Annotated in this window: 19 protein-coding genes and 1 pseudogene; 15 read left to right on the forward strand and 5 right to left on the reverse strand. The window is 62.6% G+C overall.

Annotated elements, in window-relative coordinates; translation table 11 throughout:
* Positions 1–139: 139 nt before the first annotated feature.
* The 4 genes from J5Y06_RS08685 (at position 140) to J5Y06_RS08700 (ending at position 4,499) form a co-directional block, all read left to right on the forward strand.
* Positions 140–1,219, forward strand: a complete 1,080-nt coding sequence (locus tag J5Y06_RS08685; RefSeq protein WP_209334742.1) for a D-alanine--D-alanine ligase family protein — start codon at positions 140–142, stop codon at positions 1,217–1,219.
* A gap of 80 nt (positions 1,220–1,299) precedes the next feature.
* Entirely contained in the window at positions 1,300–2,286 is a 987-nt protein-coding gene (locus J5Y06_RS08690) for an MBL fold metallo-hydrolase (RefSeq protein ID WP_209334743.1), read from the forward strand.
* A 147-nt stretch (positions 2,287–2,433) separates the two neighbouring features.
* Positions 2,434–3,936 carry an IMP dehydrogenase gene (gene guaB, locus J5Y06_RS08695; RefSeq protein WP_209334744.1) on the forward strand — a complete coding sequence of 501 codons (1,503 nt, stop codon included), beginning with the start codon at positions 2,434–2,436 and terminating at the stop codon, positions 3,934–3,936.
* Between the two features lie 14 nt (positions 3,937–3,950).
* Positions 3,951–4,499, forward strand: a complete 549-nt coding sequence (locus J5Y06_RS08700) for a hypothetical protein (RefSeq protein ID WP_209334745.1) — start codon at positions 3,951–3,953, stop codon at positions 4,497–4,499.
* 40 nt (positions 4,500–4,539) lie between these two features.
* On the opposite strand, the gene J5Y06_RS08705 is transcribed toward J5Y06_RS08700, so the two are convergent.
* Positions 4,540–5,448, reverse strand: coding sequence for a hydrogen peroxide-inducible genes activator (locus J5Y06_RS08705; RefSeq protein ID WP_209334746.1), 909 nt, complete (start codon positions 5,446–5,448; stop codon positions 4,540–4,542).
* Between the two features lie 132 nt (positions 5,449–5,580).
* Here J5Y06_RS08705 and katG point away from each other — a divergent pair, with 132 nt between their 5' ends.
* From katG to guaA, 6 genes are all read left to right on the forward strand, one after another.
* Positions 5,581–7,776: a catalase/peroxidase HPI gene (gene katG, locus J5Y06_RS08710; RefSeq protein WP_209334747.1), complete on the forward strand. Its 2,196-nt coding sequence runs from the start codon at positions 5,581–5,583 to the stop codon at positions 7,774–7,776.
* 112 nt (positions 7,777–7,888) lie between these two features.
* Positions 7,889–9,169 (forward strand): RsmB/NOP family class I SAM-dependent RNA methyltransferase, encoded by a 1,281-nt coding sequence (locus tag J5Y06_RS08715; protein ID WP_209334748.1) that lies wholly within the window; start codon positions 7,889–7,891, stop codon positions 9,167–9,169.
* A gap of 44 nt (positions 9,170–9,213) precedes the next feature.
* Complete coding sequence (locus J5Y06_RS08720) at positions 9,214–9,666, forward strand: TspO/MBR family protein (RefSeq protein WP_209334749.1); 453 nt, start codon at positions 9,214–9,216, stop codon at positions 9,664–9,666.
* A 78-nt stretch (positions 9,667–9,744) separates the two neighbouring features.
* Positions 9,745–10,206, forward strand: a complete 462-nt coding sequence (locus J5Y06_RS08725; RefSeq protein WP_209334750.1) for a PaaI family thioesterase — start codon at positions 9,745–9,747, stop codon at positions 10,204–10,206.
* Positions 10,207–10,237: 31 nt separating this feature from the next.
* Positions 10,238–10,591 (forward strand): ethanolamine utilization protein, encoded by a 354-nt coding sequence (locus J5Y06_RS08730; protein ID WP_209334751.1) that lies wholly within the window; start codon positions 10,238–10,240, stop codon positions 10,589–10,591.
* A gap of 85 nt (positions 10,592–10,676) precedes the next feature.
* Entirely contained in the window at positions 10,677–12,239 is a 1,563-nt protein-coding gene (guaA, locus tag J5Y06_RS08735; protein ID WP_209334752.1) for a glutamine-hydrolyzing GMP synthase, read from the forward strand.
* Between the two features lie 39 nt (positions 12,240–12,278).
* Here guaA and J5Y06_RS08740 read toward each other — a convergent pair whose 3' ends face one another.
* The 3 genes from J5Y06_RS08740 to J5Y06_RS08750 all read right to left on the reverse strand — a co-directional run bounded on the left by J5Y06_RS08740 (position 12,279) and on the right by J5Y06_RS08750 (position 15,961).
* Positions 12,279–13,601, reverse strand: coding sequence for an MFS transporter (locus J5Y06_RS08740; protein WP_209334753.1), 1,323 nt, complete (start codon positions 13,599–13,601; stop codon positions 12,279–12,281).
* Between the two features lie 8 nt (positions 13,602–13,609).
* Positions 13,610–14,710 carry a bifunctional DNA-binding transcriptional regulator/O6-methylguanine-DNA methyltransferase Ada gene (gene ada / locus J5Y06_RS08745; protein WP_209334754.1) on the reverse strand — a complete coding sequence of 367 codons (1,101 nt, stop codon included), beginning with the start codon at positions 14,708–14,710 and terminating at the stop codon, positions 13,610–13,612.
* A 342-nt stretch (positions 14,711–15,052) separates the two neighbouring features.
* The gene (locus J5Y06_RS08750) at positions 15,053–15,961 is read right to left on the reverse strand and encodes a 6TM ABC transporter family protein (protein WP_209334755.1); all 909 of its coding nucleotides are present in this window, start codon (positions 15,959–15,961) and stop codon (positions 15,053–15,055) included.
* A 274-nt stretch (positions 15,962–16,235) separates the two neighbouring features.
* On the opposite strand from J5Y06_RS08750, the gene J5Y06_RS08755 reads away from it, so the two are divergent.
* Complete coding sequence (locus J5Y06_RS08755) at positions 16,236–17,417, forward strand: YbfB/YjiJ family MFS transporter (protein WP_245247707.1); 1,182 nt, start codon at positions 16,236–16,238, stop codon at positions 17,415–17,417.
* Positions 17,418–17,438: 21 nt separating this feature from the next.
* A pseudogene (locus J5Y06_RS08760) lies at positions 17,439–17,832 on the forward strand (SbmA/BacA-like family transporter); the annotation flags it as partial.
* Positions 17,833–17,845: 13 nt separating this feature from the next.
* Here J5Y06_RS08760 and J5Y06_RS08765 read toward each other — a convergent pair.
* A complete protein-coding gene (locus J5Y06_RS08765; RefSeq protein ID WP_209334756.1) occupies positions 17,846–18,817 on the reverse strand; it encodes a polysaccharide deacetylase family protein in 972 nt (323 codons plus the stop codon).
* Positions 18,818–18,950: 133 nt separating this feature from the next.
* On the opposite strand from J5Y06_RS08765, the gene J5Y06_RS08770 reads away from it, so the two are divergent.
* From J5Y06_RS08770 to der, 3 genes are all read left to right on the forward strand, one after another.
* Positions 18,951–19,532: an NnrU family protein gene (locus J5Y06_RS08770; RefSeq protein ID WP_209334757.1), complete on the forward strand. Its 582-nt coding sequence runs from the start codon at positions 18,951–18,953 to the stop codon at positions 19,530–19,532.
* Positions 19,533–19,671: 139 nt separating this feature from the next.
* A complete protein-coding gene (locus tag J5Y06_RS08775) occupies positions 19,672–20,331 on the forward strand; it encodes a tetratricopeptide repeat protein (protein WP_209334758.1) in 660 nt (219 codons plus the stop codon).
* 8 nt (positions 20,332–20,339) lie between these two features.
* On the forward strand, positions 20,340–21,767 hold the full coding sequence (gene der, locus J5Y06_RS08780) for a ribosome biogenesis GTPase Der (protein ID WP_209334759.1): 1,428 nt from the start codon (positions 20,340–20,342) through the stop codon (positions 21,765–21,767).
* Positions 21,768–21,903 lie beyond the last annotated feature (136 nt).

Genomic DNA, 21,903 nt, shown 5'->3' on the forward strand with positions numbered 1-21,903 from the left:
GGTGGTCCAAGGTGGAGCGATCGGCGCAAGCGTAGATGCAACTGGAAAGAACTTCTTTACCATGCGCACCCGAGTGTCCGCGCGTCCGACGTCGCACAGCTGCGCGGACTTTGTTGCATTCGAAAGAGGCGAGAACAGCATGGCGGACGGTTCGGCAAAACGACTACGAATGGCGGTTCTGTTCGGTGGGCGGTCGGCCGAACATGACGTTTCGATCCTTTCGGCGACGAACGTCCTGCGCGCTCTGGATCCCGAAAAATACGATGCGGTGCCGATTTTCGTGACGCGCGATGGACGCTGGCTCTTGAGTCGCTTCGCGGATGGCGACCTCACTCGACCCACCGAAGGAACGGAGCTTTGCCTCCTGCCTGGAGGGAAAGGTCGGATGCTTGCTGTGACGCCGGGAGAAGCGTCTCAGGAACTTCCCCCCGTCGGCGCCATCTTCCCGGTTCTCCACGGGCTGCACGGGGAAGACGGGTCCGTGCAAGGCCTGGCTGCCGTGGCGCGCGTGCCGCTGGTTGGCTGCGGGATACTCGGCTCCGCAACCGCTCTCGACAAGAGCATGGCCAAGCGCCTTCTAGGCGAGGCGGGCCTGCCCGTTGCTCGATGGGTGACGGTAAACGCTGCGAATGTGCCACCCTTCTCCGCTCTGAAGGAGCGGCTTGGCTTGCCGTTGTTCATCAAGCCGGCGCGCCAGGGCTCCTCCGTTGGCGTCAGCAAGGTAGTGGCGGAGGCTGGATACCAACACGCCTTCACCGAAGGCTTCAAGCACGACACAACGCTCCTTGTGGAGGAGTTCGTCGATGGCCGCGAGATTGAGTGCAGCGTGCTCGAAGATGCGGACGGAACGCGTTTCGTGTCCCGACCGGGAGAGATCGTGCCCGCGGAAAGCCACGGCTTCTACAGCTATGATGCCAAATATACAGACGCCGATGGAGCGACGCTGAACGTTCCCGCTGACCTGCCTGCCGAGGTCGAAGGCCAGATGCGCGAAATGGCCGATCGTGCTTTCCACGCCCTGGGGTGCGATGGGATGGCCCGCGTGGATTTCTTTGTCACAAACGAGATGCGGCTGATCGTCAACGAGGTGAACACGATCCCGGGCTTCACGGACATCAGCATGTACGCAAAGGCCATGGCGGCAAGCGGCATCCCTTATGCCGAGGTGATCGACCGTTTGGTGGCGCAAGGTCTCGCAAGGGCGGCCCGTGAGCACTAGACGCGTCACTTTGCTGTGAGGCCGATTGCCACGTCATAGGAAGCGGGTAGCTTTCCCTCATCATCAAAAGGGAGAGTTCCATGCTTGGCTCGATCGACCGTCGCACGCTTTTCAAGGCTGGCGCTTTCGCCGGAACGGCCGCCTTGGCCGCCCCCCAGCTCATGACGCGAGCAGCTTTTGCCGCGGCGCCGCAGAAGCCAGAGGTGGGCAACGCTGGTTTCCACCGTTTCACCCTCGGCAACTTCGAGGTCACGGTGATCCTTGACGGCATGCGCCCCGGCGACGGTCCGCATCCGACCTTCGGCGCGAACCAGCCTGCGGAGGAAGTGGAAGCGTTGATGGTGGAAAACTTCCTTCCGCCCAAGCGCATGGTCAACATGTTCAATCCCGTTCTGGTGAACACCGGCTCGGAACTGATCCTGTTCGACACCGGCATGGGCCCTGCCGGGCGCGAAGCCGGGCTGGGGCAGCTGACGCGCCGCATGGCAGATTCCGGCTATTCGCCTTCGGACGTGACGACGGTGGTGATCACCCACATGCATGGCGACCACATCAACGGTTTGATGGAAGGCGATCAACCGGCCTTCATCGGCGCCCGCTATGTCGCCGGCCAGACGGAATATGATTTCTGGACGTCGCCTGATCGCGCCGGCACGCCGGCGGAAGGCAATGCAAAGGCAGTCCAATCCAAGGTTGTCCCGTTGAAGGACAAGATGACCTTCATCGAAGACAACGCGCAGGTTGCGCCTGGTATCACGGCGATGGCGGCGACGGGCCATACGCCCGGCCACATGGTGTTCATGCTGGAAAGCGAAGGACGCAACCTTCTTCTGACGGCGGACACAGCCAATCATTTCGTGGCCTCGCTGCAGCGGCCGGACTGGGAAGTATCCTTCGACATGAACAAGGAGCAGGCTGCCGAAACCCGCAAACGGATCTTCGGAATGCTAGCATCCGACCGGATGCCCTTTATCGGCTATCACATGCCACATCCGTCAGTGGGCTTCGTGGAGCCCCTCGACACCGGCTTCCGCTTTGTGCCGGCGACCTACCAGTTCGCTGTCTAGCCTGCTGTGGGAAGACGCCTTGGCGCGTCTTCCCTTTGCCGGGCCAGCGTGGTAGCAGCCACTGCCATTCTCCACACGGAAGAACGAACTGGCCTTTGCGTTTCGTAGAAGGCTGGCTCTTCTCATCCCGTTACGCAAGGGTTGGCCATGGCACGCATCATCGAAACCATTACGGGCGCGCATGCGCTGACGTTCGACGACGTGCTGTTGCAGCCCGGTCATTCCGAAGTGATGCCGGGTCAAACGGATATCCGCACCCGGATCGCCCATGACATCGAACTGAACCTTCCGATCCTGTCAGCGGCCATGGACACCGTGACGGAAGCCCGGCTGGCGATTGCGATGGCGCAGGCTGGCGGCATCGGCGTCGTTCACCGCAACTTCACGCCGGTTGAGCAGGCCGAACAGGTGCGTCAGGTCAAGAAGTTCGAATCGGGCATGGTGGTCAACCCGGTGACGATCGGGCCGGACGCAACGCTGGCCGATGCGCTTTCCCTGATGAAGGTGCATGGCATTTCCGGCATTCCCGTGGTGGAAAATGCCGGACTTGGCGGGCCCAAGATCGGCCGGCTGCTTGGCATCCTCACGAATCGCGACGTGCGGTTCGCGTCCGATCCCCGCCAGAAGGTCCACGAACTGATGACGAAGGAAAACCTCGTCACGGTTAAGGACAATGTCAGCCAGGACGAAGCCAAGCGCCTGCTGCACCAGCGTCGGATCGAGAAGCTGCTCGTGGTGGATGACCAAGGCATCTGCGTGGGGTTGATCACGGTCAAGGACATTGAGAAGTCGCAGCTCAACCCGCATGCGTCCAAGGACGCGCAGGGTCGCCTGCGCGTTGCGGCGGCAACCACCGTCGGCGCCGACGGATTGGAGCGTGCGGAGCGGCTGATCGATGCGGGTGTCGACCTTCTCGTGATCGACACCGCTCATGGTCACTCGCAGCGCGTGCTGGACGCCGTTTCGGCAGCCAAGAAGATGTCCAACTCGGTGCGGATCATGGCCGGCAATGTCGCCACGGCCGACGGCACGAAGGCGCTAATCGACGCCGGAGCGGATGCGGTGAAGGTGGGCATTGGCCCCGGCTCGATCTGCACCACGCGAATCGTGGCCGGCGTTGGCGTGCCGCAGCTTTCGGCGGTGATGGCGGCGGCGGAAGAAGCCGACAAGCAGAACGTGTCGGTGATCGCCGATGGTGGCATCAAATATTCCGGCGATCTCGCCAAGGCATTAGCGGCCGGGGCAGGCGCGGCCATGGTCGGCTCGCTGCTGGCAGGCACCGAAGAAAGCCCGGGCGAAGTTTACCTGCATCAGGGGCGCTCCTTCAAAGCCTATCGCGGCATGGGCTCCGTTGGCGCCATGGCGCGCGGCTCGGCCGATCGCTACTTCCAGGCTGAAGTACGCGATACGCTGAAGCTTGTGCCGGAAGGCATCGAAGGGCAGGTGCCTTATAAGGGCCCCGTATCTGGCGTCCTGCACCAGCTCGCCGGCGGTTTGCGCGCTGCCATGGGCTATGTCGGTGCGCCCAATCTTCAGGAACTGCGCGAGCGCGCAACCTTCGTGCGGATCTCCAGCGCGGGGCTGCGGGAAAGCCATGCCCATGACGTCACCATCACGCGGGAAAGCCCGAATTACCCAGGCGTGATGTAAGGCAGGACGCACGCATGCGCCTCCTGCGCAACCCGATTGTCCTGGCCGTCGCAGCCGTTCCGGTTGCGCTAATCATGCTGGCGCTGGAATTTCTCTACCTGCGCCCGCTCACCAATGGACAATCGAGCCTGGATTGGCGGTTCGACGGATTCAAGCCGATGGAAGCGCTGTCTTGGCTGACCGCACTTGGCCCGCGCGGGCGCGAAGCGCTGCTTGTTTGGCATTATCTAACGGCCGACCTGGTATTTCCTTTTCTCGTGGGCTTTGCCCTTGCGGGATTCACCTTCTATGCCGCCCGCGAAGTTCCCCGGCTGCGGCAACTCGGCGAGGATCGCCTCCAGCTCCTTTGCATCCTCTGGATCGTGCCGTATCTCCTGGCGGATTACGGAAGCAATGGCTTGATTTCTGCCATGTTGATCGATCCGGTCGGCGTGAGCCATTCCTTGATCCGCACGGCGTCGGTTTTCGTGATCTTGAAGCACCTGTTCTTTGGCATCGGTCTGGTGATGCTGGCCGGACTTGTTTGGTTTGGCCGCCGCGCCCGGTCCTCTGACCGGGCCTAAAAAACGCGTAGGTGCCGACTGCCTGCGAGGTGAGCCGTCTTTAGGCGACGTCCGGCGGGCTCAGCCAGATCCTGCGCGTTGCCTCCGCAAGCATCTCGCATTCCTGGAAACGGATCCCGTTGCGCCTCGCAAACAAGGCTAGGTTCCGCTGGGGAGCCGGTGCTGCGAAGGGAACGACCTTCAAGCCACCGATGGACTGTGCCGTGGCAACGGCCATCTCTGGGATCAGGGTCACGCCCATGCCGTTGGCCACCATCTGCATCAACGTGAACAGGCTCGTTGCGCCGAAGCGTTTCATCGCAACGGGTTTCACTTGCGTGCAAACAGAAAGCGCCTGTTCGCGCAGGCAATGGCCTTCTTCCAGGAGCATCAGACGTTCCAGGGCCGGACTGTCCGGCGGAACGGGTGGCGCAACGAAATCTGGATCGGCAGCCGGAACGGCAAGGAAGAAGCTTTCCTCGAACAAGGGCAGGGCAGTGACCTGACGCTCGTCGATGGGCAGCGCCGCGATGAACGCATCGATCTCGCCTGCCAGCAGCGCTCCGGTGAGATGGGGCGTCAGCGCTTCGCGGAGTTCCAACTGGAAGTCGGGAAAGGCCTGCCGCAGGGCCGGCAGCAAAGGTGGCAGAAGGTAAGGCGCAATCGTGGGGATCAAGCCCAGACGGAAGCGCCCCTGCATGGTCGGTTGCTGACGGGCTGTGCTTTCAAATGCTCGCGCGGCATCGAGAATGGTGCGCGCTTGCGGCAACAGCGATCGCCCTTCTTCCGTTAGCGAAACCGCTCTCCGGGCGCGGTTAAACAAGCGACACCCGAGCACGTCTTCCAGTTCCGCAACCTGCGTCGACAAGGCGGGCTGCGTCACGCCGCAAAGCGTGGCCGCGCGGCCGAAATGGAGCGTTTCCGAAAGCGCTTCGAAATATTCCAACTGCCGCAGGCTGGTTCGTATCATCACCTGTTGTTATCGAAACGAACAGGAAACGCAATTTGTCATTATCGCGACGCCCCGTTAGGACAGGAGTACGGCGAGGCTTGGCTTTTATGCAGGCGCTCGTGAACCTAGCGAAAAGCCCGGGAGATGGACATGGACGCGGTCAGCGAAAAAGGTGCGGGCAAGTGCCCGATGGACAGCCCGCCGAACAAGGCGCGGAGGGGTGGCAATCGCGAGTGGTGGCCGGAAGCGCTCGACATCGAGATGCTTCACCGCAATTCCGACCTGTCGAACCCGATGGGCCAGGATTTCGACTACGCGACAGAGTTTGCCAAGCTCGACCTGAACGCCGTTCTGGAAGACCTGAAAGCGCTGATGACCGATAGCCAGGACTGGTGGCCTGCTGATTTCGGCCACTACGGCGGCCTGATGGTACGCATGGCCTGGCACTCGGCCGGTACCTATCGCACGACCGATGGTCGCGGCGGCGCCGGGGCCGGGCAGCAGCGCTTTGCTCCGCTCAACTCGTGGCCGGACAACGCCAATCTCGACAAGGCACGCCGCCTGCTTTGGCCCATCAAGCAAAAGTATGGCCGCCAAATTTCCTGGGCCGACCTGATGATCCTGGCCGGCAATGCTGCGCTGGAATCGATGGGCTTCAAGACCTTCGGCTTTGCCGGTGGTCGCGTCGATGTTTGGGAGCCGGAAGAGCTTTACTGGGGGCCGGAAGGCACCTGGCTCGGAGACGAGCGCTACAGCGGTGAGCGCCAGCTGTCCGAGCCGCTCGGCGCCGTGCAGATGGGCCTGATCTACGTCAATCCGGAAGGTCCGAACGGCAACCCGGATCCGGTCGCAGCAGCCCGCGACATCCGCGAAACCTTCGCCCGCATGGCCATGAACGACGAGGAAACCGTCGCGCTCATCGCCGGCGGTCACACCTTCGGCAAGACGCACGGGGCGGGTGACCCGTCGCTGGTTGGCCCCGAGCCGGAAGCCGGTGCGCTGGAAGACCAGGGTCTCGGCTGGAAAAGCAAGCACGAAACGGGCATTGGCGCGCACGCCATCACCGGCGGTCCGGAAGTCACCTGGACCCAGGCGCCCACGCGCTGGACCAACCTGTTCTTCAAGAACCTGTTCGAAAACGAGTGGGAACTGACGAAGAGTCCGGCTGGCGCCAAGCAGTGGGTGGCCAAGAACGCCGTTGCCGATGTGCCGGACGCCTTTGATCCCAACAAGAAGCATCGCCCCACGATGCTGACAACCGACCTCTCGCTGCGCATGGATCCGGCTTACGAGAAGATCTCGCGCCGCTTCTACGAGAATCCCGACCAGTTCGCCGACGCCTTCGCCCGCGCCTGGTTTAAGCTCACGCATCGCGACATGGGTCCGCGAGTCCGTTACCTCGGACCGCTCGTTCCGAAGGAAGAGCTGATCTGGCAGGACGTGGTGCCGGTCAACGACCAGCCGCTTTCGGCCAGCGACGTGGAAGCACTGAAGGAAAAGGTGCTGGCTTCCGGACTCACGGTTGCGCAGCTCGTTTCCACCGCCTGGGCTTCGGCCTCGACCTTCCGGCGCTCCGACAAGCGCGGCGGAGCCAATGGTGCGCGCGTGCGGCTCAGCCCCCAGAAGGACTGGGAAGCCAACGAGCCGGAACAGCTGCAGGCAGTTCTTGCCAAGCTGGAGACGATCCGCGCCGAGTTCGGCAAGCCCGTCACCATGGCCGACCTGATCGTGCTTGCAGGTTCGGCGGGCGTGGAAAAGGCTGCCCGCGACGCGGGGATCACGGTCAAGGTTCCGTTCGCGCCGGGCCGTGGCGATGCTTCGCAGGAGCAAACGGACGTGCTGTCCTTTGCGCCGCTGGAGCCACGCTATGACGGCTTCCGCAACTACACCCACTCGACCAAGCAGAAGTTCATGAAGCCGGAAGAAGCTCTGGTGGATCGCGCTCAACTCCTGACCCTGACGGGTCCGGAAATGACGGTGCTGTTGGGCGGCCTGCGCGTGCTCGGTGCGAACTACAAGAACACGCAGCATGGTGTTTTCACCAACCGCGTGGGGACGCTGACCAACGACTTCTTTGTCAACCTTCTCGACATGGCAACGGAATGGCAGGCGCCGGACGCGAACGGCCTCTATCAGGGCGTTGACCGGAAGACCAAGGCGCCGCGTTGGACCGCCACGAACATCGACCTGATCTTCGGCTCGCATTCGCACCTTCGTGCTTATGCCGAAGTCTATGCAACGAGAGATTCGCACGAGAAGTTCGTTCGCGATTTCGTTGCGGCTTGGGTCAAGGTCATGAACGCGGACCGCTTCGACATCCAGACGCCGGATCGCATCGAAGGCTGATGCGCCAGTCCTGACGTGAGGAAGGGCCGGGAGCAATCCCGGCCTTTTCTTTTTCGGCAAGCGCCGTTAGCTAGGTCGTGAACGGGTCAATCCGAACACGGGAAACACCGATATGCGTCTTGGCGGCCGACTTGCGGCAGCAATCGAAGTTCTGTCCGACATGGAAAAGCGCCATCGCCCTGCGGCCGATGCGCTGAAGGACTGGGGCCTGTCGCACCGTTTTGCAGGCGCCGGTGACCGCGCCGCAATCGGCAACATCGTTTATGACGCGCTGCGGCGCCGCCGTTCCGCAACCTGGCAACTCGACAGCGAAACCCCGCGGGCGGCAGCCTTCGGCGCGCTGCTTCTGGAGTGGGGCGAAACGCCTGAGAGCCTTGATCGGACGCTTGAGGGGGATCGCTTCGCGCCCGATCCACTGAGCGAAACCGAAAAAGCAGCGGTGGCGTCCCGCACTCTGGCCCAAGCGCCGGACGATGTCCGCGCCGACAGCCCCGACTGGTGCCAGCCCCATCTCCAACGCTCTTTTGGTGCCGGTTGGGTGGAGGAAGCGGCCGGATTGGCGGCGCGTCCGCCGCTGGACCTTCGCGTCAACGGTCTGCTGGCCAGCCGCGACAAGGTTGCGGATGAGCTGGAGGACACCCGGGCGAAGGCGACAGCGATCGCGCCGCTCGGCTTGCGCATCGCGCCGATCGAGGGCTCCGGCCGCCATCCCAACGTGCAGGTGGAGCCGGCCTTTCAGAAAGGCTGGTTCGAGATACAGGATGAAGGATCGCAGATCGCGGCCACACTGGCAGGCGCCCGCGCCGGCATGCAGGTGCTGGATTTCTGTGCTGGGGCAGGGGGCAAAACGCTGGCGTTGGCGGCCGACATGGACAACCGCGGCCAGATCTTTGCTTATGATGCGGATAAGTCGCGGCTGGCGCCGATCTTCGATCGCCTGAAGAGAGCGGAAACGCGCAATGTCCAGGCGATCGCTTCGCTGAACAGCCTGGCGAAGCTTGAGGGCGAAGCCGACCTCGTGTTGATCGACGCACCTTGCACCGGCTCTGGCACCTGGCGCCGGCGGCCTGATGCCAAGTGGCGCTTGAGCCAGCGGCAGCTTGAAGTACGCGTCGCCGAGCAGACCGCCATCCTCGACGATGCCGTTCGCTTCGTGAAGCCAGGCGGGCGCATTGCTTATGTCACCTGCTCGGTGTTTGCCGAAGAAAACACAGCGCAGGTGGAGGGCTTCCTGGCCCGGCATCCGGAATTCAGGCCGCTTGATCATGAAGCGCTGTGGCAGGACCGGCTGGGGCGCGGCAGCGCGCGCTTCATGGAGCATGGCATCCTGATGAGCCCCTTGACCACAGGCACGGACGGCTTCTTCTTTGCTGCGCTGGAACGCCGCATCTGAAGCCGCGATCTGGACGGCTCCGAACGTGGCGCTAGGTCAAGCGCATGAACCGCTTTCTGTCGCTCGCCTTGTTTCTTTTGCTGACGCTCGGCGGCGGCCTGTTGATCGGCGCCACCAACAGGCCCGGCGAATGGTATGCCAGCCTCGCGAAACCCGTCTTCAACCCGCCGGACTGGCTGTTCGCGCCGGTTTGGACCGCACTCTATATTCTGATTGCGATTGTCGGCTGGCGCACCTGGCGGCGCGGACCAACCAGCAAGCGCATGCAAGTGTGGTGGGCGCAGCTCATCCTCAATTTCCTCTGGATGCCGATGTTTTTCGGTCTGCAGCAGATGGTTCTTGCCTTGTTGGTGATCCTTCTTCTGCTGGCGGCGATCATCGCCTTCATGGGGCTGAGCTGGGGAAAAGACCGGCTGGCCACCTGGCTTTTCGCACCCTACGTCCTGTGGACGGCTTACGCCGCCCTGCTCAACGCGTCCCTTATCGGGTTGAACTGAGCGGCCGTTGAGGAGGTGAATTGCGCAATCGCTCTCCATTTGCGATAGCTTTCCGGCAAGCAAAGGGGGGATCGCAACATGGCAGCAGAACGGCTGGTCGCCGACGACGACTTCGAAGACCGGGTGCGCGCCAGCTTCGAGCGGCAGCCTGCCATGACAACGATCGGCGCGGAACTGACACGCGTGACGCCGGGAATGGTGGAGATCGAGATGGCGTTCTCGGATCGCCTGACCCAGCAGCACGGTTTCCTTCATGCCGGGGTCATCTCAACCGCCATGGACTCGGCTTGCGGTTATGCCGCCTACACCCTGATGCCCGACAATGCCGCGGTTCTCACCATCGAGTTCAAGGTCAATCTTCTTGCCCCCGGCAAAGGCGAGCGGTTCCTGTTTCGCGGCGCCGTCACCAAACCCGGCCGCACGATCATTGTGGCGGACGGCCAGGCCTATGCCTTTGGGGCAGACGGCGAGGCCAAGCTGATCGCGACCATGACGGGCACCATGATGACGGTGATCGGCCGCGACGGCATTCTCGGCTGAGGTCCTGTTCCAGCAAAGCGGAGGTGGGTGTATGCGCGTTCAGAAGTTCGCTGTAAGCGATGCAGCTTTCGAGCGGTCTCCGGGCCAAACCGGAGACATCTTCGCCGGCAATGTGGTTGATCAGCGCCATGGAGCTCCGGTGACGATCGGGTTCGGCCGCTACGGCAAGAACCAAACCCTTGAAGAAACCATGACGGTCGACGACGTGATGGTGGTCTTGGAAGGAAGGCTTTCTGTTTCCAGCAAAGCGGGAACGGTTAGTGCCGGGCCGGGCGAGATCATTCACATGCCCAAAGGCGAAACCGTTACCATTCGCTCGCACGAAGAGGGCGCCGTCACGGCTTACGTCACGTACCCGCATTGGCAGGAAGCGCGGGCCGACTGAGGATTCGGCGGCTCTGGCCACGCAGTTCCCGAACAAAGCGTGCTCGGCGCTTGCGTCCGGCACGGACTCTCTCTAGACGCTCGCCATGAGCGAAGAACTTACCCCCGATACAGTCCTGATCGTTGATTTCGGCAGCCAGGTCACCCAGCTGATCGCGCGGCGCGTCCGCGAAGCCGGCGCTTATTCAGAGATCGTTCCGTTCCAATCCGCTGATGCCGAGTTCGACCGCATCAATCCCAGGGCGGTTATCCTGTCCGGCAGCCCGGCTTCCACGGTGGATATCGGCAGCCCCCGCGCGCCGCAGAAGGTGTTCGACGCGGGCATTCCTGTTCTTGGGATCTGTTACGGCGAGCAGACCATGTGCGCCCAGCTTGGTGGTGCGGTGGAAAGCGGCCACCACCGAGAATTCGGTCGCGCTTTTCTCGACATCCAGGAAGACTGCGCGCTGTTTGAAGGCTTGTGGGCCAAGGGCACGCGCCACCAGGTGTGGATGAGCCATGGCGACCGGGTCACCGCGCTTCCGGAAGGGTTCCGCGTCGTCGGTACCTCGACCGGCGCGCCCTATGCCGCCATCGCCGATGACAAGCGCCGCTTCTATGCCGTGCAGTTCCATCCAGAAGTGGTTCATACCCCGGATGGCGCCAAGCTCCTGGCCAACTTCGTTCATCGGATCGCCGGCATCAAGAACGATTGGACGATGCGTGCTTACCGTGAGCATGCGGTGCAGCAGATCCGGGATCAGGTCGGCTCGGGCAGGGTGATCTGCGCCCTGTCGGGCGGGGTGGATTCTTCCGTGGCGGCCCTGCTGATCCACGAAGCGGTCGGCGACCAGCTGACCTGCATCCTTGTTGACCACGGTTTGATGCGCAAGGACGAGGCCGACGATGTGGTGGCCATGTTCCGCGAGCATTACAATCTGCACCTCATCCGTGTGGATGCCGCGGACCGCTTCATCGGCGCGCTGGAAGGCGAATCTGATCCTGAAAAGAAGCGCAAGACGATCGGCCGCCTGTTTATCGAAGTGTTCGAGGAAGAAGCAAAGAAGCTTGGCGGCGCCGATTTCCTGGCGCAAGGCACGCTTTACCCCGATGTGATCGAAAGCGTGTCCTTTACCGGCGGCCCATCTGTCACCATCAAGTCGCACCACAATGTTGGCGGTCTGCCCGAGCGCATGAACATGAAGCTCGTGGAACCGCTGCGCGAGCTTTTCAAGGACGAGGTGCGGGTGCTGGGCAAGGAACTCGGCCTGCCCGACTCGTTCATCGGCCGCCACCCATTCCCTGGACCGGGTCTGGCCATCCGCTGCCCGGGTGGGATCACGCGCGAAAAGCTCGAGATCCTGCGCGAAGCCGACGCGATCTACCTGGATGAGATCCGCAAGGCGGGTCTTTACGACGCGATCTGGCAGGCCTTTGCCGTTCTATTGCCGGTGCAAACCGTAGGCGTTATGGGCGATGGGCGAACCTATGAGTTCGTTTGCGCACTTCGGGCCGTGACGTCCGTTGATGGCATGACGGCCGATTTCTACCACTACGACATGGAATTCCTCGGCCGCGCCGCCACGCGCATCATCAACGAGGTGCGCGGCATCAACCGCGTCGTTTATGACGTGACAAGTAAGCCGCCCGGCACAATCGAGTGGGAATGAGGCGTCGGAGGAGCTAGAGCGGCGCTCTGAGGCGCCGCTTTAGTCCAGGGCGGCTTGACGGGTTTCCTGATTGATGGTGCTGGCAGCCACGGCGCCGACCAGGAGGAAGAACGCAAACAAGCCGACCGCGCCCACAAAGCTTTGCGTGATCACCAGCGCAACCAGCGATGGCGCAAGCAGCCCACCAAGCCGCGCCATGGCGCTCGCCGCGCCCATCCCCGTAGCCCGCGCCTGCGTGGGGTAGAGCTCCGGTGTGAAGGCGTAGAGTGCGCCCCATGTTCCCAGAAGCGCAAAGCTCATGATCAGGAGGGAGGCGGCAACCAGCGCGGAACTGTCGCCCGCCACCACGAAAAGGAGGCATGCGGCAGCGCTGAGGAGCAGGAATCCGACAAGGGTCGGTTTGCGTCCCCAGGCTTCCACGCCAAACGCCGCCAAGGCGTAGCCGGGGATCTGCGCCAGCGCCACGAGAACAAGGAAGCCATAGCCCCGCACGAAGCCAAAACCTTCACCCGCGAGACGCGCGGGCATCCAGGTGAAGACCCCATAATAAGAAATCGATACGAAGAACCATACGAGGAGCATGGCGATGCTCCGGCGGCGCAGCTCCGGCGAGAAAATGCTGCCAGCCTTCTGCGGAGACATTGGTGCCGACACGTCGCCGGTGAGCACCGGCTTTCCGTTCGCCTGAAGAACCCTGTTGAGGACCTGCCGGGCCTCGTCTGGTCGCCCGCTTTTCAGGAGAAACATGGGGGATTCCGGCACCCACCAGCGCAGGAAAATGCCGATCAGCGCGGGCAGGCCGGTGACGGCAAAGATCCAGCGCCAGGCATCTTCCACGCCGTAGATGCTGGTGAGCCAGGCGGTAACCGCGATCACCACCGTTCCAATTGCCCAGAAACCTTCCAGCATAACGAGCCAGCGTCCGCGGCTGCGCGGCGGCAGGAACTCCGCCATCATGGCGTAATCCACCGGCAGCGTGCCGCCAACGGCAACGCCCGTCATGAAGCGCAGCGCCAGGAGAATGCCAAAGGACGGCGCAAACACGGACAAAAGCCCGAACACGGCATCGCCGGCAACCGTAAGAAGAAGAACCCGACGGCGACCAAACCGGTCAGCCAGCCGGCCGAATACACTGGCGCCGATCAGCATGCCGAGGAAGAACAAGGTTCCCGTTTGCAGGGCCTGAGGTACCGTCAGTCCGAAGGTCTTGGCGATGGAGGCACTGGTGAAGCCCACCGCCAGGACCTGCATGGCATCGGCCGCCCAAACAAAGCCGAAGATGGCGAGCAGTCGCTTCTGGAAGCGTCCGGTTCCTGCCGTGGTGAGAACATCTTCGATCAGCATCGGGGCAGGACTGGCCATGGGAACTCTCAGGATGCTCGGGGGTCGTGCGGGCGCTGGTCGTCGAGACGAAGGGCTTCTTTGGTGATCAGGGCCTGCTTGCGCTCAAGTCCCCAGCGATAACCGGACAGGCCGCCATCCGAGCGCACCACACGGTGGCAGGGAACAACAACCGCAAGCGCGTTGGCCGCACAAGCGCTCGCCACGGCACGCACGGCGCGCGGGGCACCCAGGCGCTGGGCAAGCTCGCTGTAGCTGATCGTTTCGCCCGCGGGGATCTCCCGCAGCGCCTGCCACACACGCTGCTGAAAAGCGGTGCCGCGAATGTCGAGCGGCAGATCAAGGCTGCCACGCGGCTCATCGACGAGCGCGACCACCTGCGCAACCGTGTGCTCGAACGAGGGATCTCCGCCAAGCAGTTCGGCTTGAGGAAAGCGATCCTGCAGATTGCGAAGCAGCGCATGCGGATCATCGCCAAGCAGGATCGCGCAGATCCCCTTGTCGCTTTGCGCAACAAGGATCTGCCCGAGACAGCAGGCTCCCACGGCAAATCGGATCTGCTGCGACGCGCCGCCTTTTTTGTACGCTTTCGGCGCCATGCCGAGCACCGCGTCGGACTGCGCGTAGAACCGGCTGCTTGCGTTGAAGCCAGCGTCGTAAAGCGCTGCGGCAACGGTATGTTCGCTGCTCGCAAGGGCAGCGCGTACGCGCTCGGCTCGCTGTGCGGCAGCAAAAGCGCGCGGCGTCATCCCCGTTGCTTCCTTGAAAGCGCGGTGAAAGTAGAAAGGGCTCAGTCCTGCCGCGCGCGCCAGGCTTTCAAGGCTGGGCGGTTCGGTGGCCTGCTCCATGGACCGGCATGCGGCCTCAATGACTTCCAGACGTTGTTCGCGCGGTGACCGGCCGTCCGGCTTGCACCGGAGACAAGGGCGAAACTGCGCCTGCTTTGCTTCCGCAGCCGACGCGAAGAAGCGGATATTCTCCGGCTTGGCGCGCCGCGAGGGACAGGATGGTCGGCAGTAAACGCCGGTGGTCGTCACCGCGTAAACGAAGCGGTTGTCGGCGCGTGCATCCCGGCTGACAACGGAGTGCCAGCGCGGATCATCGGAGATCGATTGCAGCGGAACGGACATGGGCTTTCCTTAGGCTGTTTTGCTTCGCTGTGAAACTAGGTGAACAGCCCTTGGCGCGCGTCCCGTTGCTTGCTGTCAAACTTCAGGAAAAGCAAACGCCCCGCCAGATGGATCTGACGGGGCGTTTGACGAAGAAGAGATGGCGCTTAGCGCAGGCCGAGGAACGAAAGGATCGCCAGAACGATCACAACCAGGCCGACGAGGTAGATAATTCCGGACATTTGATGAGCCTTTCTAATGTTAGCGGATCATGGATTTAACGCGCTGTAGCAGGTGCGGTTCCTAGCGAACTGCCACAGCAGTGTGGAAAAGAGCAGCCGAGCGGCTGCTCCCGTGCCTCGATCAGCGAAGGCCGAGACCTTCAATGAAGACGCCTTCGTCGCGATGACGACCGCCCAGGCCGGCTGCAAAGAACGCGACGGCAGCACTTACTGCCAGCGATGCAGCTGTGAAGAACGCCACCACCAGCGCAGTCTTGCGGGCAGTTTCCACAGCATCACGTGCCTGCTGCTCCACCTCCTGTGCCGTGTTCACGACCTGGTCCACACGTGCGCGCGCTTCTTCCGGCGCAACACCGGTGTTCTGCGCGATCAGGGTGGCGACATAGTTGCGGTCGTCATCGGGGAATTCACCCTCGACCAGTGCGTTGGTGAAGATGCGACCGACTTCGGAGCGCGTTTCCGGCGCGATCGGCTCACCATTGGTGCCGCGGAACAGGCGATCGACGTAGCCAGCTACGGCCGGATTATCTGCCGCATTGGCCGCGCCCTGCGCAGCACTGCCAACAGCGCTGGCCGCACCGCCCGCAACGTTGGACACCGCATTGGCAGCCGTTGTGGCAGCGCCGCTGATGCTCATGAAGGCGATGACGGCCCCAAGCAGAGTGCCCAGCGCCCAAACGAGCAGGCCATGCGAGGCATCGCGGATGTCCGATTCGTGTTCGCTGGCATCATAAGCACGCCGACGAAGACGCCCGGTGAGATAGGCACCTGCGCCGAAGGAGCAGATCTGTACCCACAGAAGCCAAAGGCCGGCTGCGATGGCGATACCCCACAAGGACGTGCTTTCGCCTTCATAAGGCGAGGTCATGGAAAGGCCGAGTGCCGATCCAAACGTCACGAGAACGAAGGTAATGGCCGTTGCCAAAACGGCACCGGCGATGATTGCGCCCCAATCGACATACGAGCCGGAGTTCCCTCCGCCCCCTGCATCGACGATGGTCACATCCGTAGTTGTGTCACCCAAAGACATAAAACATTCCCTCTCAATGCGCTCCCAAGTTGCCCGCAGCGCGATTTCCGGTCGTAATCCAGCAGATCGCTCAGGCGAATCCGGCGTAGGAAAGGATCAGCAGAACGATGACGATGACGCCGACTGTGTAAACGATGGTTCTCATGAAAAAGCCCAAGCTTGTTGCTGACGGACCGCAAACGCGCCCTGTGACACTTTGTTCCTTGTTCCTGGATCTGCGACCGAAGGATCAGCAGCCGCTAGACACGCGCAGGCGTGAATTCGGGAGGCAAGCTTGAAGAGCGACATCGCGGCATGGAAAACGGCCGCTGCCGGGTTGACCGGGATGGCGGCCGTCATGGGCATCGGCCGCTTCGTGTTCACGCCGATCCTGCCGGCCATGATGGTTGGCCTCGACATGAATGCGTCCGAAGCAGGCTGGATCGCGTCTGCCAACTATGTTGGCTATCTCCTTGGCGCAATCCTCGCTGGCGGTGGCTGGGGGCAGGGCCGCGAATACCGGGTGGCGACGAGCAGCCTTGTTCTGTCCGCAGTGCTCCTTTTGATTATGGGACTGACTGAGAACTACCCGCTCATGCTTGCGGTCCGCTTCCTTGCCGGCATGGCCAGCGCATTCACGATGGTTTTCTTGTCGACCATCGTGTTCGCCCGCCTTGCGTTGCTCGGCCGCAGCGATCTGCAAGGCACCTTCTTCGCCGGCGTCGGGGTCGGCATGATGTTGTCGGCCGCAATCACCGGGCTTCTTTACCTGGGCGGCGCGGAATGGTGGTGGGGGTGGATCGGCTCTGCCGTCGTGGCAGGGGGTGCCAGCGTTCTCGCCCTCATCTTCCTCGAGCCTCCGGCGCGCCTTTCCGGCCCGGCCACGCGCGAGCCTCCGCTGCCCGCCGGCCGACCCTTGCAGGCGCTCATTGTGGCCTATGGCCTCTTCGGCGCTGGGTATATCGTGACGGCCACCTTTCTCATCGCGATTGTTCGAGCGGGCAATGGTGGACCGCTCACGGAATCGGCCGTTTGGCTGGTGACCGGACTGGCCGTGATCCCGTCCATGCCGCTGTGGAGCTTCTTGGCACGCCGCATCGGGTTGACTGCGACTTTCGCGGTCGGCCTCGTTGTTGAAGCGATCGGCGTGACGGCGAGCGTCGCAACCGGCGGCTTTCTCGGGCCCTTCATCGGCGGTGCGCTTCTGGGCGGCACCTTCGTGGCGGTGACAAGCCTTGGTGTGCAGGCAGGGCGCTTGCTTGCGAAGCAGTCGCCCCGCCGCGCCATGGCGGTGATGACGAGCGCTTTCGGGCTTGGCCAGATGATTGCTCCGGTGCTGGCAGGGTATGTTGCCGACTGGACCGGCAGCTTCACCGTGCCGTCGCTGGGTGCGGCTTTTGTTCTGCTGCTGGCCGCGGCTATCGCTGCAACTCTCGGAACAGCCGAAAAGGCGGCTGGTGCGGCTCGGGGAAACTAGTTGCCTCCTGCGACAGTGCCGCGGGCCCAGCCGCTCACCCTGGCGGCACTCTTCGACAAAGTGCGCAGGGACTACTTCACACGCTACTTCCACTACGTGTACTTCAACGCCGCGTGATATCGTTACCTGCAGACCGACGTCATCTTCCCGACCTTCCTGCTGGTTCCCACCATCGCTGCCGGTCGGATCACCTTCGGTATCTTCCAGCAGCTCCTTTTTGCCTTCAATTACGTCGCCAACTCCTTCCAGTATCTCGTGAATTCCTGGCCGGTGATTGTTGAACTGATGTCGATCTACAAGCGTATTCGTGCGTTTGAAGCGGAGCTCGACGGGGAGGAACTGCCTTCGGGGGGGCCGCTACTACCTCCAGCGCGAAGCGGCCGGCGTTCCACCGCAAGAACAACCCGCCACCTGAGCGGGCAACCGGATCAACCGCCAGCGCCTTTACCGGCGCCGGTCAGCGCTTCCAGTTCGCTGTAGGACACGCAACGCGTATCTAGGCGTCCGCACACCTCACGAGCGAACCGCTCCAGGGCGTCCCAATAAGCGCCGCCATTCATCAGCACGAAATGGAAGCCAAGTTGCAGCGGCCGCCGCCTGCCGCCACGCTCGGCTTCATATGCGGTCTTGAAGGCCTGATATGCCCGTTCCGAAAAGAGCGCCGCATCGCTGCGCCTTTCGATGCCGCCGGAATGGCGAACGAACAGGTTGTAGTCCATGGCGATGATGCGCCGGGCCTTTGGGCCTTCCGGCACGGTGGGTAGAGCATAGCTGACCACGGTGCCGCTGCGATCGGCAGTCTCCGGACCATTGGATACCGCACTTGCATTATAGTGGAAGCCGCTTTGCCCCAGTGCCTTCAACAGGGATGAGCTTGCCGAAAGATAAGGCGCACGAAAGCCGCTGATCTCGGTTTCCACAAAGTGCTTCCAGTCCTCGGGCTCGTCGGGAATCCCATTGATGGCATAAGCATCGCGCACGATCCGCATGAAACTCGCGAACTCCCCGAGCCAATCCGCCTTTCGCCAGTCCTTGCCATCATAATGCCCGCAGCCGTGGCTTGCGATCTCGTGCCCTTCGCTTCGCGCCGTCCAGATCTGCGTCAGCCGCTCGGCCACGTCCTGCTTGGTTTCTCCGAACCCCACATTGGAGCGCCCGGCTGACCGGTTCGGCGCCTGATATTCGTGCCGTGTCTCAGGCGACAAGAGATAAACGCAGGACAGGAAGTAGGTGAAATGCGCGCCGGTCTCTTCGCCAAGGGCGCGGCTGCGCTGCCACAACGCATTGTCGTGCGCGCCGTCAAACGAAATCACCACATATTGCGGCGCGGTTTCTTCGGCTTGGAGACCGCCGGTAAGGCTGGCAAACAGCACGCCGGCAGCAAGGAAAGATCGAAGCAATGCAAGAATCCCGAAAAAAGGCGTTCGCTAGCGGTGGAATATGGCCGTGGTGGGGACGTGCTGCGTGGGTTTGTCATTGATCCAGTGCTATGAAAGGCCACGCAAGCCACAAGCCAGCCACGAACAGGCATCCATGACGGTCCTCATCCTCGGCATCATCCTTTTCCTCGGCATCCACTCCACGCGCATTGCCGCGCCCGCCTGGCGCGATCGCCAGGTGCAGCGCATGGGCGATGGCGGCTGGAAGGGTGTTTACTCGCTGGTGTCCTTCGTTGGCCTGATGCTGATGATCTGGGGCTATGGCCTCGCCCGAAACGAAGGGGTGGTGTTGTACGAGCCGCCAAGCGGTCTGAAGCACGCTTCGCTGCTGCTCATGCTGCTGGCGTTCGTTGCCTTCGCCGCCTACCTGTTTCCAGCCGGTCACCTGAAAGCGCGGCTGAAGCACCCAATGCTGGTTGCGGTGAAGCTTTGGGCTGTTGCCCACCTTCTGGCAAATGGTGACCTGGCGTCCTTGCTGCTGTTCGGCTCGTTCCTCGTTTGGGCCGTGCTCGATCGTATCTCGGTGAAGCGTCGCGCGGTGCCGACACCGCTGCCGGGACCGGTGAAATGGGACTTGATCGCGGTAGGCTTCGCCGTGGTCGTTTACCTGCTTTTCCTGTGGCGCCTGCATGTGTGGCTGGTCGGCGTGTACCCGCTGCCGCAACTTGCCGGTTGACGCGGACGTGAGCGACGGGGCCGAGCTTTTTCGCCAGCCCCCTTCCATGACGGTCAAAACTCGCTAAAACGCGGGCTCATTTGGTGAGCCGGCGCGATGTTGGCCGCGGACCCTGCTGCAGATCGAGCGAAGCGAACGGATGTCGGATACCTTCTTCCGCGAAGTCAATGAAGAGATGCGCCAGGCGAAAGCGCGCGCCATATGGCAGCGCTTCGGACCGATCGCGATCATTCTGGCGGTCCTGATCGTGCTCGGGACGGGCGGCTGGGTGCTTTATAACTGGTGGGCGGAAAGCCGCGCCAATGCGTCCGGAGATCAGTTTTCGCAGGCCTTGCAGCTTGCCAGCGAAGGCAAGTCCGATGAAGCGCTCGCTGCGCTCCAGGCGTTGGAAAGCGATGGGGTCGGCGCTTACCCTCTGCTGGCGCGCATGCGCATGGCAACGGTGATCGCACAGCAGGGTGACTTCACAGGCGCGGTTGCGCAGTTCGACCAGGTTTCGAATGACGGGTCCATTCCGCAGTCGATTCGCGACCTTGCGAAGCTGCGCGCCGGCCTTATTCTGGTGGATCATGGCAGCTACGGCGATGTGGAAGCCCGCGTTGGCGCGCTGAATGCCGACACGAACCCGCTCCGTCATTCCGCACGCGAAGCTTTGGCGCTGTCCGCCTGGAAGGAAGGCCGTTTGGCCGACGCTATGCCGCTGTTTGAAACGCTGCAGGATGATACCGCCGCGCCTGCCAACATCCGCCAGCGCGCAGGCATGATGGTGGAACTGATCCGCGGCTCCGGCGCGGGCTGAAGGCAACCATGGCGTTCACGCTCGCGATCATCGGTCGTCCCAACGTCGGGAAATCCACCCTCTTCAACCGGCTGGTGGGGCGCAAGATCGCGCTGGTGGACGACACGCCCGGCGTAACGCGGGATCGTCGCGTGCATGCGGCGAAGCTTTATGATCTGCGGTTTGATGTCGTGGACACCGCCGGCCTTGAGATCGCGCCCAACGAGTCGCTCGCTGGCCGCATGCGCCAGCAGACTGACATCGCGATCGAGGAAGCGGACGTCATCCTGTTTGTGATCGATGCGCGGACCGGCCTGACACCGGATGATCGCACTTTTGCGGATCTGGTCCGCAAGGCCGGCAAGCCACTGGTTCTGGTTGCAAACAAGTCAGAAGGCCGTGCGGCGGAAGCCGGTGCGCTCGAAGCCTGGGAGCTTGGGCTCGGGGAGCCGGTCGGCATCTCGGCTGAGCATGGGCTTGGAATGGCTGACCTGCGTGACGCGGTGGTCGAAGCCATTGGTAAGGACCGCGCCTTTGCAGAAGACGAGGCGGATGCGCTGGTGGCGGAAGCCGCAGCCGAAGCGCTTGTCGGCGAAGATATCGCCGATCCGGATGCCGAAGCCCCCGCCTATGACGACACCAAGCCGATGCGCATCGCAATCGTGGGGCGTCCGAATGCCGGCAAGTCCACGCTGATCAACCAGTTGATCGGCGAAGAACGCCTCCTTACGGGTCCCGAAGCCGGCATCACCCGTGACTCCATTTCGGTCGAGTGGACCTGGCGGGATCGCGAAATCAAGCTCTTCGACACGGCCGGAATGCGCCGCAAGGCGCGTGTGCAGGAAAAGCTGGAAAAGCTTTCCGTGGCGGATGGCCTGCGCGCCATTCGTTTTGCCGAGGTGGTGGTGGTGGTGTTCGACGCCACGATCCCCTTCGAAAAGCAGGACCTTCAGCTTGCCGACCTGATCATCCGGGAGGGCAGGGCTCTGGTGCTTGCCTTCAACAAATGGGATCTGATCGAGAACAAGCAGGCTGTTTTGGCAGAGCTGCACGAGAAGACCGCCCGTCTGCTGCCTCAGGTCCGCGGCCTGTTGGCCATACCGGTTTCCGCCGAAACGGGCCGGGGCACGGACAAGCTGATGGATGCGGTGGTGAAGACGCATGAAGTCTGGAACCGTCGCATCTCCACGGGCCGGCTGAACCGCTGGCTGGAAGGCGTGCTCGGCCATCATCCGCCACCCGCTGTTGCGGGCCGTCGCTTGAAGATCAAGTACATGACGCAGGTGAAGGCGCGGCCGCCCGGCTTTGTGCTGTCGTGCACGCGACCCGACGCCATGCCGCAGTCCTATATCCGCTATCTCGTGAACGGATTGCGCGAAGCCTTCGACATGCCCGGCGTGCCCATCCGCATGAACCTGCGCGCGTCTGAAAACCCGTTTGCGCCCAAGGACCGCTGACGCGGTCGAGGCGCAGCAACCCCTTTCCTGATCACGATCAGTTTTGCTCGGCCGGACGGGCCGCCCCATTGCCGCCCCACGAGTCGCGGTTAACCCCTCATCAAGGTTAATCGATCATTGTTTTTCCAGAAGCGGG

Origin of the sequence: Tianweitania sediminis (assembly GCF_017813335.1) — a bacterium.
Taxonomy (GTDB): domain Bacteria; phylum Pseudomonadota; class Alphaproteobacteria; order Rhizobiales; family Rhizobiaceae; genus Tianweitania; species Tianweitania sediminis.

Bases quoted from the DNA above. Each gene is read 5' to 3' on its own strand.
- J5Y06_RS08685 (WP_209334742.1), top strand. From the start codon at position 140: ATGGCGGACGGTTCGGCAAAACGACTACGAATGGCGGTTCTGTTCGGT.
- J5Y06_RS08690 (WP_209334743.1), top strand. From the start codon at position 1,300: ATGCTTGGCTCGATCGACCGTCGCACGCTTTTCAAGGCTGGCGCTTTC.
- guaB (WP_209334744.1), top strand. From the start codon at position 2,434: ATGGCACGCATCATCGAAACCATTACGGGCGCGCATGCGCTGACGTTC.
- J5Y06_RS08700 (WP_209334745.1), top strand. From the start codon at position 3,951: ATGCGCCTCCTGCGCAACCCGATTGTCCTGGCCGTCGCAGCCGTTCCG.
- J5Y06_RS08705 (WP_209334746.1), bottom strand. From the start codon at position 5,448: ATGATACGAACCAGCCTGCGGCAGTTGGAATATTTCGAAGCGCTTTCG.
- katG (WP_209334747.1), top strand. From the start codon at position 5,581: ATGGACGCGGTCAGCGAAAAAGGTGCGGGCAAGTGCCCGATGGACAGC.
- J5Y06_RS08715 (WP_209334748.1), top strand. From the start codon at position 7,889: ATGCGTCTTGGCGGCCGACTTGCGGCAGCAATCGAAGTTCTGTCCGAC.
- J5Y06_RS08720 (WP_209334749.1), top strand. From the start codon at position 9,214: ATGAACCGCTTTCTGTCGCTCGCCTTGTTTCTTTTGCTGACGCTCGGC.
- J5Y06_RS08725 (WP_209334750.1), top strand. From the start codon at position 9,745: ATGGCAGCAGAACGGCTGGTCGCCGACGACGACTTCGAAGACCGGGTG.
- J5Y06_RS08730 (WP_209334751.1), top strand. From the start codon at position 10,238: ATGCGCGTTCAGAAGTTCGCTGTAAGCGATGCAGCTTTCGAGCGGTCT.
- guaA (WP_209334752.1), top strand. From the start codon at position 10,677: ATGAGCGAAGAACTTACCCCCGATACAGTCCTGATCGTTGATTTCGGC.
- J5Y06_RS08740 (WP_209334753.1), bottom strand. From the start codon at position 13,601: ATGGCCAGTCCTGCCCCGATGCTGATCGAAGATGTTCTCACCACGGCA.
- ada (WP_209334754.1), bottom strand. From the start codon at position 14,710: ATGTCCGTTCCGCTGCAATCGATCTCCGATGATCCGCGCTGGCACTCC.
- J5Y06_RS08750 (WP_209334755.1), bottom strand. From the start codon at position 15,961: ATGTCTTTGGGTGACACAACTACGGATGTGACCATCGTCGATGCAGGG.
- J5Y06_RS08770 (WP_209334757.1), top strand. From the start codon at position 18,951: ATGACGGTCCTCATCCTCGGCATCATCCTTTTCCTCGGCATCCACTCC.
- J5Y06_RS08775 (WP_209334758.1), top strand. From the start codon at position 19,672: ATGTCGGATACCTTCTTCCGCGAAGTCAATGAAGAGATGCGCCAGGCG.
- der (WP_209334759.1), top strand. From the start codon at position 20,340: ATGGCGTTCACGCTCGCGATCATCGGTCGTCCCAACGTCGGGAAATCC.